This is a genomic window from Pseudomonas sp., from assembly GCF_030683065.1.
Classification (GTDB): Bacteria; Pseudomonadota; Gammaproteobacteria; order Pseudomonadales; family Pseudomonadaceae; genus Aquipseudomonas.
The window spans coordinates 24,617-40,794 of the sequence record NZ_JAUXMX010000020.1 but is presented as its reverse complement, the minus strand read 5'-3'; the positions used below and the strand labels follow the sequence as shown (position 1 = coordinate 40,794).

Annotated in this window: 10 protein-coding genes; 6 read left to right on the top strand and 4 right to left on the bottom strand. The window is 60.4% G+C overall.

Features of this window, described 5'->3' with window-relative positions; all coding sequences use genetic code 11:
- Positions 1-317: 317 nt before the first annotated feature.
- Together smc and Q8K09_RS04610 are read right to left on the bottom strand one after the other, a co-directional pair.
- Positions 318-3,806, bottom strand: coding sequence for a chromosome segregation protein SMC (gene smc, locus Q8K09_RS04615; RefSeq protein WP_305253807.1), 3,489 nt, complete (start codon positions 3,804-3,806; stop codon positions 318-320).
- 1 nt (position 3,807) lies between these two features.
- Entirely contained in the window at positions 3,808-4,467 is a 660-nt protein-coding gene (locus Q8K09_RS04610) for a GntR family transcriptional regulator (protein WP_304868924.1), read from the bottom strand.
- Between the two features lie 429 nt (positions 4,468-4,896).
- Here Q8K09_RS04610 and xdhA point away from each other — a divergent pair, with 429 nt between their 5' ends.
- From xdhA to guaD, 4 genes are all read left to right on the top strand, one after another.
- Complete coding sequence (gene xdhA, locus Q8K09_RS04605; protein WP_305253806.1) at positions 4,897-6,336, top strand: xanthine dehydrogenase small subunit; 1,440 nt, start codon at positions 4,897-4,899, stop codon at positions 6,334-6,336.
- A complete protein-coding gene (xdhB, locus tag Q8K09_RS04600) occupies positions 6,329-8,725 on the top strand; it encodes a xanthine dehydrogenase molybdopterin binding subunit (protein ID WP_305253805.1) in 2,397 nt (798 codons plus the stop codon). The genes xdhA and xdhB overlap by 8 nt, the downstream gene beginning before the upstream one ends.
- A 224-nt stretch (positions 8,726-8,949) precedes the next feature.
- Positions 8,950-9,783, top strand: coding sequence for a xanthine dehydrogenase accessory protein XdhC (xdhC, locus tag Q8K09_RS04595; RefSeq protein ID WP_305253804.1), 834 nt, complete (start codon positions 8,950-8,952; stop codon positions 9,781-9,783).
- Positions 9,784-9,872: 89 nt separating this feature from the next.
- Positions 9,873-11,177 (top strand): guanine deaminase, encoded by a 1,305-nt coding sequence (gene guaD, locus Q8K09_RS04590; RefSeq protein ID WP_305253803.1) that lies wholly within the window; start codon positions 9,873-9,875, stop codon positions 11,175-11,177.
- Positions 11,178-11,403: 226 nt separating this feature from the next.
- On the opposite strand, the gene Q8K09_RS04585 is transcribed toward guaD, so the two are convergent.
- The gene (locus Q8K09_RS04585; protein WP_305253802.1) at positions 11,404-12,174 is read right to left on the bottom strand and encodes a GntR family transcriptional regulator; all 771 of its coding nucleotides are present in this window, start codon (positions 12,172-12,174) and stop codon (positions 11,404-11,406) included.
- Positions 12,175-12,868: 694 nt separating this feature from the next.
- Here Q8K09_RS04585 and Q8K09_RS04580 point away from each other — a divergent pair.
- The gene (locus Q8K09_RS04580; protein WP_305253801.1) at positions 12,869-14,218 is read left to right on the top strand and encodes an NCS2 family permease; all 1,350 of its coding nucleotides are present in this window, start codon (positions 12,869-12,871) and stop codon (positions 14,216-14,218) included.
- A gap of 139 nt (positions 14,219-14,357) precedes the next feature.
- Positions 14,358-14,984: a LysE family translocator gene (locus Q8K09_RS04575; protein ID WP_305253800.1), complete on the top strand. Its 627-nt coding sequence runs from the start codon at positions 14,358-14,360 to the stop codon at positions 14,982-14,984.
- Between the two features lie 78 nt (positions 14,985-15,062).
- Here Q8K09_RS04575 and prmB read toward each other — a convergent pair whose 3' ends face one another.
- A complete protein-coding gene (prmB, locus tag Q8K09_RS04570) occupies positions 15,063-15,983 on the bottom strand; it encodes a 50S ribosomal protein L3 N(5)-glutamine methyltransferase (protein ID WP_305253799.1) in 921 nt (306 codons plus the stop codon).
- Between the last annotated feature and the right edge of the window lie 195 nt (positions 15,984-16,178).

Below are 16,178 nucleotides of genomic sequence, written 5' to 3'. Positions count from 1 at the left end.
CCACGCGTAATAAAAGTGGGGGATAAACTAGCACGACGAATGATAACTTTACACAGCCAACAAGCCGTTAAAAGCGCTCTGTATCCATTTAGTCGCGGCTAAACGCCGCCCGGGCGCTCCTACAGGAGCAAGCGTTCCAGCCCGTAGGATGGCGTTGAGCGCAGCGATACCCATCGGGCAGTTTATGCCTGTACCCGCTTGATGGGTTACGGCGCCTTTGTTCTGCTGACAGCAGGTCAATTTGCGGACGCCTAACCCATCCTACGGTCTTGATCCTTGAGTGACCCAGTTTGCTGCGCGAGCGACGACCAGCTGCCTCATGCATCCACCATGGCCAAGGCCTCCTCGACGTCCACCGCCACCAAACGCGAGCAGCCCGGCTCATGCATGGTCACTCCCATCAGTTGATCGGCCATTTCCATGGCGATCTTGTTGTGGGTGATATAGATGAACTGTACTTTTTCCGACATCTCCTTGACCAAGCGGGCGTAGCGCCCGACGTTGGCATCGTCCAGGGGCGCGTCGACTTCGTCGAGCATGCAGAACGGCGCCGGGTTGAGCTGGAAGATGGCGAACACCAGTGCCAGTGCGGTCAGTGCCTTCTCACCACCGGACAGCAGATGGATCGTGCTGTTCTTCTTGCCCGGCGGGCGCGCCATGATCGTCACCCCTGTATCGAGTAGATCTTCGCCGGTGAGTTCCAAATATGCGTTACCGCCACCAAAAACCTTGGGAAACAAGGCCTGCAGGCCGCCGTTAATCTGGTCGAAGGTTTCCTTGAAGCGGTTGCGGGTTTCCTTGTCGATCTTGCGGATGACGTTTTCCAGCGTGTCCAGCGCCTCGACCAGGTCGGCGTTTTGCGCGTCCAGGTAGCGCTTGCGCTCGGACTGCTGCTGGTATTCGTCGATGGCCGCCAGGTTGATCGCGCCGAGACGCTGGATCCGCGCAGCCAAGCGCTCCAGCTCTTCTTCCCAGGCGTTTTCGCTGGCCTCGGCGGGCAAGCTCGCAAGCACACCATGCAAATCGTAATTGTCTTCCAGCAGCTGATCCTGCAGGGCCTTACGCCGTACGGTCAACGCTTGCCACTCCATGCGCTGCTGCTCCAGTTGGCCACGCAGCAGTTGCGACTGCTGCTCGGCCTGACTGCGGCGCTTTTCCACATCGCGCAGTTCACGGTCGGCATCTTCCAGAGCCAGACTCGCCAGCCTGAGTTCGTCATCCACGGCCATGCGCTTGTCGAGCAACTCTTCAAGTTTAAGGCGCAGCTCTTCCAGCGGCGCTTCGCCCTCTTCCAGGTTGAGGCTGAGCTGTTCGCGCTTCTCGTGCAGCCGCTCGGCCTGCGACTCGAGGCGCTCCAGCGCCTGACGGGTGGAATCGTACTGGGCCTTGAGCGAACCCAGGCGCACGGCCAACTGGTGGGCGTGGTCCTTGTGCTGACGAGCCTCCTGACGCACCCGATCGAGCCGCTCGCGCAGAGCATCACGGCTGGCCAACAGGCTTTCGCGCTGCTGGTTGTCGGTGGCCATGGCGTCGAGGGCATCTTGCAGCTGCAAGCGTGACTCGGCCAATTGCTCCTGTTCGATTTCACGCTGTTCGCCCAGCTCAAGCAACTCGCTGTCAAGGCGGCGACGGCGCAGGGTCAATTGCTCGACCTTGGCCTGGCCAGCGGAAAGCTGAGCTTTCAGCTCACCGAGTCGGCGGGCCTGATCCTGTAGTTGGCGGCGCTGCTGCTCGCGAAATTCCTCCTGCTGGCCCTGGCTTTGACGCAAGTGCAGCAAGCGCTCGTCGAGCAGCGCCAGCGCCGCCTCACGTTCCTCGCACTCCTGGCCCAGGCGCTCCAGCTCCTGGCCACGCGCCAGCACACCGCTTTCTGCTTCGCTGGCACGGCGTACCCGTAGAAAATGCCGGCCGACCCAGTAACCGTCGCGGCTGATCAGGCTTTCGCCTTCGCCCAGGCTGGCGCGTGCCGCCAGTGCCTCGTCCAGGGTCTGCACCGGTTTGACCTTGGCCAGCCAGGGCGCCAGATCGACGCTGGCCTCGACCTTGTCGAGCAGACTGCCGGCCACCCGCACACCGCCCCGATTGGGGCTGGCCAGGCGCAGGTCGCCCTGGGCCAGGCTGGCGAAGTCCAGGCCAGTGAAATCGTCGAGCAGCACCGCTTGCAGGTCGGCGCCAAGCACGGTTTCTACCGCCAACTCCCAGCCGGCCTCGACTCGCAGGCCTTCGGCCAGGCGTGGGCGCTCACTCAAATGCTGTTCGCGCAACCAGTCGCTGGCGCCCTTGCCCGGGTCGAGCGCCGCCTGTTGCAAGGCCTCCAGCGAGGCCAGGCGACCATTCAGCCGCTGCAGCTCGCCTTGCGCCTGTTGCTGGGCCTGACCGGCGTGCTGCAGCTCATTGCGCAGATGCTGCAGACGCTCGGCTTGCTGTTCTTCGGCGAGTTGCAGGTCTTCCAGGCTCAGTTCGCTGACCGCGATCTGCTCGCCCAGTTCGACAATGGCGGCGTCTTCAGGATCGGCCGCCAGTTGCTGCAATTCGTCGCCGAGACGGCGCTGGCGCTCGGCCAGACGTTCCAGGCTCTGCTCCAGCTGCTGAATCCGCGACTGCTCCACCTCGGCCTGACGGCGCGGCTCGGCACTGCGCTGGTTAAAGCCGTCCCACTGCTCCTGCCAGCCCCGCATGGTGGTTTCGCATTCATCCAGAATGACCGCCGACTCCTGCGCGGCAGCGGCAGTCAGCTCCTGCTCGGGTTCGAGCATGGCCAGCTCTTCGCCGAGGGTGGCCAGCAGGCTACGGTCGTGGCCCAGGTGCGATTCGGTTTCCAGGCGCGCGCGTTCCGACTCGCGCAGGTCATCCTGCAATTGGCGCAAGCGCTGCTGGCCGTGCTGAATACTCTGCTCGACCCGGGCGATATCACCACCCACCGAATAGAAACGCCCCTGCACCAGGTTGAAGCGCTCGCTCAGTTCATGATGGCCATCGCGCAGGCGCTCGATACTGGCATCGGCATTGCGCTGTTCGGCGACCAGAGCCTCGAAACTGACTTCCTGATTGCCGATCACCGCCTCGCGCTGACCGACCTGCTCGTTCAACGCCTGCCAGCGCAGGGCCGTCAGTTGAGCCTTGAGCTGGCGTTCTTCGGCCTTGTATTCCTGGTATTTCTCCGCCGCCTGGGCCTGGCGGTGCAAGCGCTCCAGCTGGCGCTCCAGCTCTTCGCGCAGGTCACTCAGGCGCGCCAGGTTTTCGTGGGTGCGACGGATACGGTTCTCGGTCTCGCGGCGACGCTCCTTGTACTTGGAGATGCCGGCGGCTTCCTCGATGAAATTGCGCAAGTCCTCGGGCTTGGCCTCGATCAGCTTGCTGATCATGCCCTGCTCGATAATCGAGTAGCTGCGCGGCCCCAGGCCGGTGCCTAAGAAAATGTCGGTGATGTCGCGTCGGCGGCACTTGGTGCCGTTGAGGAAATAGGTGTTCTGGCTATCGCGGGTGACGCGGCGGCGAATCGAAATCTCGTTATAGCCGGCATATTCACCGGTCAGGGTGCCATCGGAGTTGTCGAAGATCAGCTCGATGGAGGCCTGGGTCACTGGCTTGCGGGTGGTGGAGCCGTTGAAGATGACATCGGTCATCGACTCGCCACGGAGGTTCTTCGCCGAACTCTCGCCCATTACCCAGCGCACGGCATCGATAATATTGGATTTACCACAACCGTTGGGCCCGACCACCGCCGCCATGTTGCTCGGAAAACTCACCGTAGTCGGGTCGACGAACGACTTGAAACCGGCCAGTTTGATGCATTTCAGCCGCATATCAGCGCTCAGCCAGGGTCGCCAGGACCAGTTTGCAATTTTGCTCGCCATAGGCCAGCAACACTTCGCGCGCGCGCAAGTGGTCGCGGGCGATAATCGCCTGCAGCAACTCGCCAAAGGTATTGAGGAACTGTCCCATTTCGCCTCTGCGCCGCTCCAGCGCCAAGTGATAGGTGCGACTGATGGCTGGCAGCAGGTTCTCAACGGTCTCATGCAGATAGGGATTATTCGAGAACGGGTAGCCGGCGCGCATTATGTTGAAGCTGTCTTCAACGAATGCGTTGATGTCTTCACGCTGCAGGCTTGCGACCAGACGCTGCTGAATATCCCGAAAAGGCGCAAGATCAGCCTCAACCCGCCACCCATCGGCGACCGCCCGCGCGAGCAGGATATACAGCTCGATCACCAGGCCGTAGAGGCTCTTGACGTTATGCGGGGTCAGTTCGCTGACGTGAGCACCGCGCCGCGGCGGGATCACAATCAAGTGACGACGCTCAAGAATCAGCAAGGCTTCACGCACCGAACCACGGCTGACGTTGAGCGCTTGAGTAACCTTCTGCTCCTGAATCCGCTCGCGCTCCTTCAGTTCACCACGAATGATGCGTTCGGCGAGGTGATGAGCGATCTGTTCAGCGAGGCTGTCCGGTGCCTTGGACGTCATGATTTTCCTTTGACTCTACGGATCTATCGGGGCATGAAGAATGGCTATGAGCCCCGCCAGGCTTGGCGCGAGCTAGCAAATAAGGGCTGCAAGTGTAACACAGGGTATTGCCGGGCCAAGGCCATAGGGAACGACGCGCAGACTGAAAAAAGCGTCGGCGCCCGCTTGCAGCACAGCCCTGATCATGCCGCCCCAAAAGTGCTGCCGGTATAAAATCGGCTAGCCTTGGTTAATCCTTTTTTAGCGTCTGCGCGAGTCATAACTGAACCGCATGAAGATCGCTTGACCACAAGGTCAAATATTTGTTGACCCTTGAGTCAGAAAAATCTAGATTTGCCTCATGCCAAGCCATGTGAAACCTGGTGCTGCCTCGCGCAGTCGTTTTCACAGTGCCTGATACGAGAACAATAAAGTGCCTGGAGGTCGTCCTTGATCCAGTTTTTACTCAACCGGGAGCTGCGTAATGAGCATGCCCTGGACCCAAACATCACCGTGCTCAATTACCTGCGTGAGCATGTCGGCAAATCCGGAACCAAAGAAGGCTGCGCGTCTGGCGACTGTGGTGCCTGCACCGTAGTAGTCGGCGAGTTGGATGGCGAGCGTGTGCGTTATCGCACTCTCAACTCCTGCCTGACCTTCGTCTCCTCCTTGCATGGCAAACAGCTGATCACGGTTGAAGACCTCAAGCACCAGGGCCAACTGCACAGCGTGCAACAGGCCATGGTCGACTGCCACGGCTCGCAGTGCGGCTTCTGCACCCCAGGCTTCGTTATGTCGCTGTTCGCTTTGCAAAAAAACAGTACACGCTTTGACAAAGCCGACACCCTGGAAGCGCTGGCCGGCAACCTCTGTCGCTGCACCGGCTACCGCCCAATTATCGACGCTGCCGAGCAAGCCTGCTGCCAGAAGCAGCCGGACCAGTTCGACGCCTTTGAGCCCGAAACCGTCGCCCAACTGAAAGCCATCGCCCCACAAGACACCGCCGAACTCAACAGCGGCGACAAGCGCTGCCTGCTGCCGCTGACCGTGGCCGATCTGGCCGACCTCTACGCCGCCAACCCCGATGCGCGTCTGCTCGCTGGCGGCACCGACCTGGCCCTGGAAGTCACCCAGTTCCACCGCGAGCTGCCGGTGATGATCTACGTCGGCCATATCGAGGCGATGAAGCGCGTCGAAGTGACAGCCGAGCACATTGAAATCGGCGCCGCCACCGCGCTGTCTGATTGCTACGCAGCGCTGGCCGAGGATTACCCGGACTTCGGCGAGCTGCTGCATCGCTTTGCCTCCCTGCAAATCCGCAACCAGGGCACCCTGGGCGGCAATATTGGCAACGCCTCGCCGATTGGCGACGCCCCACCGCTGCTGATCGCCCTCGGCGCGCAAATTGTGCTGCGCAAAGGCAACAGCAGCCGCACCCTGCCGATCGAAGACTACTTCCTCGACTACAAGGTGACTGCCCGTCAGGAAGCTGAATTTATCGAAAAGATCATCGTGCCGCGCCAGCAGGCCAGCCAGACGTTCCGCGCCTACAAGGTGTCCAAGCGTCTGGACGACGACATTTCCGCCGTCTGCGCCGCCTTCAACCTGGTGGTCGAAGATGGTGTGGTGAAAAGCGCGCGTATCGCCTTCGGCGGTATGGCGGCCATTCCAAAACGCGCTGCTGCCTGCGAAGCCGCGCTACAAGGCTCGGCGTGGTATCCAGGCGTAATCGAACGCGCCTGCGCCGCCCTGGCCGAGGACTTCACCCCCCTCAGCGACTTCCGCGCCAGTAAGGAATACCGCCTGCTCATCGCACAGAACCTGCTGCGTAAATGCTTCCTCGAGCTGCAAGCTCCCGACGTCGAAACCCGGGTGACCGCCTATGTCTAGTCATCACAAAACCAGCAAAACCCAAGCCGAACTGGCCGAACTGTTCCGCGCCGATATCACCACCGGCGTCGGTCGCAGCGTCAAACACGAGAGCGCGGACAAACATGTGTCCGGTGAAGCCGTGTATGTCGACGACCGCCTGGAGTTCCCCAATCAGCTGCACGTCTATGCCCGCATGAGCGACCGCGCCCATGCGCGCATCGTCAGCATCGACACCACGCCCTGCTACGCCATCCCCGGCGTGGCTATTGCGATCACCAGCAAGGATGTACCCGGCCAGCTGGACATCGGCCCGGTGGTCGCCGGTGATCCGCTGCTGGCGGACGGCAAGGTCGAATATGTGGGTCAAGTGGTGATAGCCGTCGGCGCCGACAGCCTGGACACCGCGCGCAAGGCGGCCATGGCTGCAATCATCGAATACGAAGACCTTGAGCCGGTGCTGGATGTGGTCGATGCGCTGCGCAAGAAGCACTTCGTCCTCGACAGCCACCAGCACAAGATCGGCAACTCCGCCGCCGAACTGGCCAATGCACCGCGCCGCCTGCAAGGCAGCCTGCATATCGGCGGCCAGGAACACTTCTACCTGGAAACTCAGATTTCCTCGGTGATGCCGACTGAGGACGGCGGCATGATCGTCTACACCTCGACGCAGAACGCCACCGAAGTGCAGAAGCTGGTGGCTGAAGTGCTCGGCGTGCCCATGCACAAAATCGTGATCGACATGCGCCGCATGGGCGGCGGTTTCGGCGGCAAGGAAACCCAGGCCGCAGGCCCGGCGTGCCTATGTGCGGTGATCGCCCACCTCACCGGTCGGCCGACCAAAATGCGTCTGCCGCGCGTCGAAGACATGCAGATGACCGGCAAGCGTCACCCGTTCTACGTCGAGTACGACGTCGGCTTCGATGACAACGGCCTGCTGCACGGCATCGAAATCGAACTGGCCGGCAACTGCGGCTACTCGCCGGACCTGTCCGGCTCCATCGTCGACCGCGCGATGTTCCACTCGGACAACGCCTACTTCCTCGGCAACGCCACCATCAATGGCCACCGCTGCAAGACCAACACTGCGTCGAACACCGCCTACCGCGGCTTCGGCGGCCCGCAGGGCATGGTCGCCATTGAGGAGATCATGGATGCAGTCGCCCGCAGCCTGGGCAAAGACCCGCTGGAAGTACGCAAGACCAACTACTACGGCAAGACCGAGCGCAACGTCACCCACTACCACCAGACGGTGGAGCACAACGTTATCCACGAGATGACCGCCGAGCTTGAAGAGAGCTGCGAGTACGCCAAACGCCGCCGGGAAATTATCGAGTTCAACCAAAAAAGCCCGGTACTGAAGAAAGGCCTGGCGCTGACCCCGGTTAAATTCGGCATCAGCTTTACCGCCACCTTCCTCAACCAGGCCGGCGCGCTAATCCATATCTACACCGATGGCTCGATCCACCTGAACCACGGCGGCACCGAGATGGGCCAGGGCCTTAACACCAAGGTCGCGCAGATCGTCGCCGAAGTGTTGCAGGTGGACATCTCGCGCATCCAGATCACCGCCACCAACACCGACAAAGTGCCAAACACCTCACCGACCGCCGCAAGCAGCGGCACCGACCTGAATGGCATGGCCGCGAAGAATGCGGCTGAAACCATCAAGCAGCGCCTGGTGGATTTTCTGGTGCGCGAATACAAGGTCACCCCGGAAGACGTCGAGTTCCGCAACAGCCAGGTGCGCGTGCGCGATCTGTTCCTGAGCTTCGAGGACGTGATCCAGAAGGCCTACTTCGGCCAGGTGTCGCTCTCCAGCACCGGGTTCTACCGCACGCCGAAGATCTTCTATGACCGCGACAAGGCCGCCGGTCGTCCTTTCTACTACTTCGCCTACGGCGCAGCGTGCTCGGAAGTGATCGTCGATACCCTGACCGGTGAGTACAAGATGCTGCGCACCGACATCCTGCATGACGTCGGTGCCTCGCTGAACCCGGCCATCGATATCGGCCAGGTAGAAGGTGCCTTCGTTCAGGGCATGGGCTGGCTGACCATGGAAGAGCTGGTGTGGAACGGCAAGGGCAAACTGATGACCAATGGCCCGGCCAGCTACAAGATCCCCGCCATCGCCGATATGCCGCTGGACCTGCGCGTGAAGCTGGTGGAAAACCGCAAGAACCCGGAAGACACCGTGTTTCACTCCAAGGCCGTCGGTGAGCCGCCGTTTATGCTCGGCATCGCCGTGTGGTGTGCGATCAAAGACGCCGTGGCCAGCCTGGCTGACTACCGCGTACAACCGAACATCGACGCCCCGGCAACCCCTGAGCGGGTGCTCTGGGGTGTGGAGCAAATGAAGAAACTCCAGCAACCGGCCAAGGTCGCTGCGGCAGAAGTCGAAACGGCATAGAACCGTAGGAGCGGGCCATGCCCGCGAACCCGCATCGCGGGCATGGGACTTGGCGTCCCCCCCACTGCTCCTACAAACAGCCGAAGGTGCATAACAATGAAAAAACACACTGAAACGAAAGCGCAAACACCGCGACCCATTCCGCTAGCGATACTGGACCCGTCGCCAAGCAACTGGCGCTTACCGCGCCCCGGACAACTGCCACCCACCTGGAGGCTGAGCAAATGAGCTGGATCAGCGCCCTCGCCGACCTGCAGCAACGCGGTGAACCCTGCGTGTTGGTGACCATCATCGAAGAACGCGGCTCTACCCCGCGCAATGCTGGCTCGAAAATGGTGGTCACCACCGAGCGCATCTTTGAGACCATCGGTGGCGGTCATCTGGAGTTCAAGGCGATGGAGCTGGCCCGCGAGATGTTGCAAAGCCGCAGCCAGGACACCCGCCTGGAGCGTTTCAGCCTGGGAGCCAGCCTTGGCCAGTGCTGTGGCGGTGCCACCGTGCTGCTATTCGAACCCATGGGCCAGCCCCAGGCGCAGATCGCCGTATTCGGTGCCGGCCACGTTGGCCGCGCCCTGGTTCCGCTGCTGGCCAGCCTGCCGTGCAAGGTGCGCTGGATTGACTCGCGGGAGAATGAGTTTCCCGAGCAGATTCCCGTCGGGGTCGACAAAGTGGTCGAAGACGACGTGGTCGATGAGGTCGAACGCATGCCGACCGGCAGCTACTTTATCGTCATGACCCACAACCACCAGCTCGACCTGGAACTGACCGCGGCCATTCTCAAGCGCAATGATTTCGCCTACTACGGATTAATCGGCTCTAAGAGCAAACGCGCCAAATTCGAACACCGCCTGCGCGAACGAGGCTTCGAGGAGGCCTTGATGACGCGCATGCGCTGCCCGATGGGTCTGCCCGAAGTGAAAGGCAAATTGCCAATTGAAATAGCCGTGTCCATCGCCGGCGAAGTGATCGCCACCTACAACGCCGCCTTTGGCCAGGACGTGAAAAAGGGTGAAAGCAGCGTTGCCAAGCTGCTACCCAATTCGCGCCGCGCCCAGTAGGGTGCGCCGCGCGCACCGATAACACCGCATTGCCTGTGGTGCGCACGGCGCACCCTACGCAGCGCCTTCCCCAAGTCGAGATGTAATAGATGACAACCAACGTCAAAGCCTACCGCGCCGCCATCCTGCACAGCATTGCCGACCCTGCCGTGGTCGGCGTTGAGCACTCCTATGAGTATTTCGAAGACGGCCTGCTGGTCATCGACAACGGTCAGGTGGCCAACGTTGGCCACGCCGCCGACCTGCTGCCGACGCTCAAGGGCGTGGAAATCACCGAATACCGCGATGCACTGATCACCCCCGGCTTTATCGACACCCATATCCACTACCCGCAAACCGGGATGATCGCCTCCTACGGCGAGCAGCTGCTGGATTGGCTGAACACCTACACCTTCCCCACCGAGCGCCTGTTCGAGGACAAGACCCATGCCGCGGACGTGGCTGGTATCTTCCTGAAAGAACTGCTGCGCAACGGCACCACCACCGCACTGGTGTTCGGCAGCGTACACAAGCAGTCGGTGGACGCCTTCTTCGAGGCCGCCCAGGCGCTGAATCTGCGCATGATCGCCGGCAAGGTACTGATGGACCGCAACGCCCCGGACTACCTGACCGACACCCCGGAATCCGGCTACGCCGACAGCAAGGAGCTGATCGAACGCTGGCACGGCAAGGGTCGCCTGCATTACGCCGTCACCCCGCGCTTCGCCCCGACCAGCAGCCCCGAGCAACTGACCCTGGCTGGCAAGCTGCTGGGCGAGTACCCGGACCTGTACATGCACACCCACCTGTCCGAGAACCGTCAGGAGATCGAATGGGTCAAGGAGTTGTTCCCCGAGCGCAAGGGCTATCTGGATGTGTATGACCATTACAAGCTGATCGGCCCGCGCGCGGTGTTCGCCCACGGCGTGCACCTGTGCGACGACGAATGCCAGCGCTTGGCCGAGACCGGCTCGGCCGTGGCGTTTTGCCCAACTTCCAACCTGTTCCTCGGCAGCGGCCTGTTTGACCTGAACAAGCTGGAAGCGCACGGCGTACGCGTCGGCCTGGGCACCGACGTGGGTGCCGGCACCAGCTTCAGCCAGCTGCAGTCGCTGAACGAGGCGTACAAGATCATGCAGTTGCAGGGCAAAAAGCTCGACCCGTTCAAGTCGCTGTACCTGGCCACTCTGGGCGGGGCCAACGCGCTGTACCTGGACGACAAACTGGGCAACTTTGCGAGCGGCAAGGATGCAGACTTCGTGGTGCTCGATTACAACGCCACGCCGCTGATCAGTTACCGCATGCAGCAGGCCAAGACGCTGGACGAAAAGCTGTTCGCCCTGACCATGCTCGGCGATGACCGTGCGATCAAGCAGACCTTCGCCGCCGGGGTGTCGGTACATCGTAGGGATTGAGAAATGCGATTCCGTAGGGCGGGTTAGCGGCGCATGGAAGTCATGCTGTGCAACAACGCAAGGCTCAAGGCGCAGCGTAACCCGCCGCGATTGCCCGCCATGATGTGGAGGTGCGTATGTCGCTGTTGGGTTACGCGGCGCCGGAACCGTGGTGCATATTCATGTATCGCAATGCCGCTAACCCAACCTACGAACCCGCAGCGCCCCGCCGCAGGGATGGCACCAATCAACGACTGGCCGGCGTACGCCCCGGCTTTTTCTTGCCGGTCTGCAACAGATGCGAGAACACCGCATGCAGGTCGTCCGAGGCACTCTCCTCGTCGAGGTTGAGCTTGCTGTCGATATGGTCCATATGATGCATCATCAGGCTCACGGCCTTAGTCGCATCACGGGCCTCGATGGCATCGATCAACTGATTGTGTTCGTCATAGGAGCAATGCGAACGGCTGCCGCTTTCGTACTGCGCGATGATTAACGACGTCTGCGACACCAGGCTGCGCTGGAAGCTGACCAAGGGCGCATTTTTAGCAGCCTCGGCCAACTTGAGGTGGAACTCGCCGGACAACCGTATGCCCGCACCACGGTCGCCACGGGAGAAGCTGTCTTGCTCATCCTTGACCATCTGCCGCAGTTCGGCCAGTTGTTCTACCGTGGCATGCAAGACCGCCAATTCGGTAATTGCACGTTCGACCATGCGCCGCGCATAGAAAATCTGTCGAGCTTCTTCAACGCTCGGGCTGGCTACCACCGCGCCACGGTTGGGCCGCAGCAGCACGACACTTTCATGGCCCAGGCGCGACAGGGCGCGACGAATGATAGTGCGGCTAACGCCGAATATTTCACCCAGTGCCTCTTCGCTCAGCTTGGTACCTGGCGCCAGGCGCTGCTCAAGGATCGCGTCGAAAATATGCGCATAGACGATATCGTCCTGGGTTCCGCTATGGCTGGTTTTCCCAATACCCGGCTGCTTCTTGAGGGGCTGCAATTGCTCGTTCATTCTGGCTCGCGCTATAGGGGTTCGGCCTGTTTCCGAGAACTTTACTGCTATTCACCCAGTGACGGGCAAGCCGTATAGGGTGAAAAACAACAGGAAAATGCCGGGCCATTGTACACAATTCGATCAATCCGAACAGGTTCTGTATACCCGTCACGACGCTGCCTGATCGAAACTTGACGCCAAGCTTAGCAGCCTGCCCAACGAGCCAACTGACACTTCTGTGTGGATTTTTCAGCTAATCGATTCGTTTTCCAAAAGCCGCGCCAACGACATCCATGCGCCTGCTGGAAACACCATGGATCCAGTGCTTTGTAAACGCTGAGGTCGGAGCGACGCGGCCCAACGAGAGATGCCGTTGCCTGCTGCGCTCAACGCCAACCTGGCGAGCACATGGCGTGTAGATAGCCTTATCGGACTGAGTTGAATCGCGTTAAAACAATCTCCGCCAGGCAAATCTGGCCCGTGAAACAGCGCCCAACGGGTCAAAATAACCTTACACATCTCGCTTAAAAACAAAACATTATTTGCTTTTTTTGTATACAACATCATAATCGCGCCAGTGTGACTTTCTGACCTATTGGTCAACTAATTAGCCAGTGAGCACACCCAAACGTACCACTTACCTCAGAGAGTCGAACCGTACACGGCACAGACGCTGGGTGGTATACAACAAAAGCGATGAGGGGTACCCACTGTGGAAAGCACTAAACAAGAACAACAGGCGACTCACGTCCAAGGGCTAGTCAAACCAGGTCTGCTCGATCGTTTTTTCAAGCTGAGCGAGCATCGCACCACTGTAAAAACTGAAGTGGTAGCAGGCATTACTACCTTCTTCACCATGGTCTACATCATCTTTGTAAACCCGAGCATCATGGCCATGGCCGGTATGGATCAGGGCGCGGTTTTCGTCGCTACGTGTATCGGTGCTGCCCTGGCTTGCTTCCTGATGGGCTTGTATGCCAACTGGCCAGTCGGTTTGGCACCGGGCATGGGGCTGAATGCCTTCTTTACCTTCACCGTCGTCGGTGAGATGGGCTATAGCTGGGAGGTCGCGCTGGGCTCGGTATTCATAGCCGGTATTCTGTTTATGATCATGAGCTTTACGCGTCTGCGTGAGTGGCTGCTAAACAGTATTCCCATGAGCTTGCGTTTTGCCATGGGTGCCGGCGTAGGCCTGTTCCTCGGCCTGATTGGCCTGAAGACCGCCGGTATCGTGGTCAACAGCGATGCCACCCTGCTGACCATGGGCAGTTTCTCTGATCCCAAAGTGCTGCTGGCCGCTGTCTGCTTCCTGATGATCTGCGTATTAAGTCACCGCAACATATTTGGCGCCATCCTGTTCAGCATGCTGGCAGTTACCGGTATTGGCCTGGCTACTGGCCTGGTTGAATACGGCGGCCTGGTTTCCATGCCGCCAAGCCTGGCACCTACCTTCCTGGCCATGGATATTGCCGGTGCTTTCCAGATCGGCATGGTGACTGTGATTCTGTCCTTCCTCTTCGTTAACATGTTCGACACTGCCGGCACCCTGATGGGCGTGGCGCACCGTGCCAACCTGATTGAAGAAGACGGCAAAATCCAGAACCTGTCACAAGCCCTCAAGGCCGACAGTACCTCAAGCGTGATTGGTACCTTTTTCGGTTGCCCACCCGTTACCAGCTATGTGGAAAGTGCTGCAGGTGTAGCGGCTGGTGGCCGTACTGGCCTGACTGCCGTGGTGGTTGGCGTGCTGTTCCTCGCCGCGATGTTCTTCGCCCCACTGGCCGGCATGATCCCCGCCTACGCCACTGCGGGTGCGCTGATCTATGTGGCCATGCTGATGATGAGCGGCATGGGCGAAATCGACTGGAAAGACCACACCGACACCATCCCGGCGATCGTCACCGTGGTCATGATGCCGCTGACCTTCTCCATCGCCAACGGCATTGCCCTGGGCTTTCTGACTTACGCCACACTGAAGCTGCTGACGGGTCAACGTGACAAGGTTTCTGTGAGCCTGTATGTGTTGTGCATCATCTTTATCGCCAAGTTCGCCTTCCTCTAACTGCTGCGCTCGACTATGCAGTCGTTGAAGTCAGGCTAGCCATCGCTCGCTACATTTTCAAAGCGCAAATAAGATGACTTGAGTAGCAAAAAGCCTCGGCGTGTATCCGCCGGGGCTTTTCCACAACTGGAGAGAATGAATGAGTCTGGAAACCTGGCTGCTGTTCAGCAGCGCCGCGCTGATCGTGATCCTGATCCCAGGGCCGCTGTCGCTACTGATGGTCAGCAATAGCCTGAACTATGGCCTGCGCCGTTCGGCACCGGCGTTTCTCGGCGGGGTGTCGGCCTCGATTTGCCTGCTCAGCGCCTCGGCGCTTGGCCTGGGGGCCCTATTACTGGCTTCGGAGCAGCTATTCAGCGCCCTGAAGATCGTCGGCGCGCTCTACCTGTTCTACCTCGCCTGGCAGAGCTGGCAGGCCTCGCGTCAGGCCGCCAAACCGCTTGATGCCGAAGAGCAGCCGGTTAACCCGAGCTTTCGCGGCATGTTCTGGAAGGCCTTCGGCCTAGGCGCCAGCAACCCCAAGGACATCCTGTTCTTCGCCGCTTTCCTGCCGCAGTTCATGAGCGCCGGTCAGCCGATGCTGAGCCAACTGCTGGTGATGATCGCCACGTGGGCAGTGCTCGACCTGAGCTGCAAACTTTTCTATGGCCTCAGCGCCCGCGGCGCAGCGCGCTATCTACGCACAGGCAAAGGCCAGGTGTGGTTCAACCGAGTAAGCGCGGCCCTGTTTGGCGGTGCCGGCGCGGCTTCGTTGCTGAGCCGCTGATAACACGCGTGTAGCGACGCACTTGAGGCAGCCGCTGCACACGTTAAAGGCCTGCGCGTTACCGTCGAGACAGGGCCATTAGCCGTTCAGACGCTCGCGAAAGATCGCCTGATGCTCGCGGCACTGCGCGGCCGCCAGCAGGAACACGCCATGGCCGCCGCGCTCGAACTCCAGCCAGGTGAAGTCGACTTCCGGGTACAGGTCGCTGACGTGCACCTGACTGTTGCCAACTTCGACGATCAGCAGGCCTTTTTCATTCAGGTGGTCGGCCGCTTCGGCCAGCATGCGCCGAACCAGATTCAGTCCATCTTCGCCACACGCCAGGCCGAGGGCCGGCTCGTGCTGGTATTCGGCCGGCATGTCGGCGAAATCCTCGGCATCCACGTAGGGCGGGTTGGATACGATCAAGTCGAAACGCTGCCCCGGCAACCCGTCAAAACCATCGCCCTGCACGGTGTAGACGCGTTCATCGAGCTGATGCCGCTCGATATTCTGGTTGGCCACCTCCAGCGCCGGATACGACAGGTCAGCCAATACAACCTCGGCCTCGGGGAATTCGTAGGCGCAAGCAATGCCGATACAACCAGACCCGCTGCACAGGTCGAGAATCCGCGCAGGCTCGTAGGGCAGCCAGGGCTGGAAATGCTGTTCGATCAGCTCGGCAATCGGTGAGCGGGGAATCAGCACGCGCTCATCGACGATGAATGGCAAGCCACAGAACCAGGCCTCGCCCAGCAGGTAGGCGGTCGGTACGCGCTCCTCGATGCGGCGCTTGAGCAAGGCGCACAGGTGCGCATGCTCGTCATCCTCCAGACGGCAATCGAGGTAACTGTCGGCGATCTCCCACGGCAGATGCACGGCCCCCAACACCAACTGACGGGCCTCATCCCAGGCATTGTCGCTGCCATGACCGAAAAACAGCTCTTCGCGATTGAAACAGCTGACAGCCCAGCGGATGTAATCACGCAGGGTACGTAAACGGGTAGGTGCTGCAGTCACAAGAGTCTCTCCGGGCAAAAGTCGGCGCAGTTTAGCCGAACCATCGGCCCCGCACGCAGAGACGAAAATAAATCTGCCCGGTAAAGCTTCAGCCACTGCCCGCGCGCCTGCGGCTCAGATATAATTTGTAACCAATTCTTAACCCTCCTCGCTATTTCCTTCCGAGACTCACCCAAAATGGTCATAGAACCCTTC

Excerpts from the sequence above, each read along its gene's own strand:
- smc (WP_305253807.1), bottom strand. The coding sequence starts at position 3,806 with ATGCGGCTGAAATGCATCAAACTGGCCGGTTTCAAGTCGTTCGTCGAC.
- Q8K09_RS04610 (WP_304868924.1), bottom strand. The coding sequence starts at position 4,467 with ATGACGTCCAAGGCACCGGACAGCCTCGCTGAACAGATCGCTCATCAC.
- xdhB (WP_305253805.1), top strand. The coding sequence starts at position 6,329 with ATGTCTAGTCATCACAAAACCAGCAAAACCCAAGCCGAACTGGCCGAA.
- xdhC (WP_305253804.1), top strand. The coding sequence starts at position 8,950 with ATGAGCTGGATCAGCGCCCTCGCCGACCTGCAGCAACGCGGTGAACCC.
- guaD (WP_305253803.1), top strand. The coding sequence starts at position 9,873 with ATGACAACCAACGTCAAAGCCTACCGCGCCGCCATCCTGCACAGCATT.
- Q8K09_RS04585 (WP_305253802.1), bottom strand. The coding sequence starts at position 12,174 with ATGAACGAGCAATTGCAGCCCCTCAAGAAGCAGCCGGGTATTGGGAAA.
- Q8K09_RS04575 (WP_305253800.1), top strand. The coding sequence starts at position 14,358 with ATGAGTCTGGAAACCTGGCTGCTGTTCAGCAGCGCCGCGCTGATCGTG.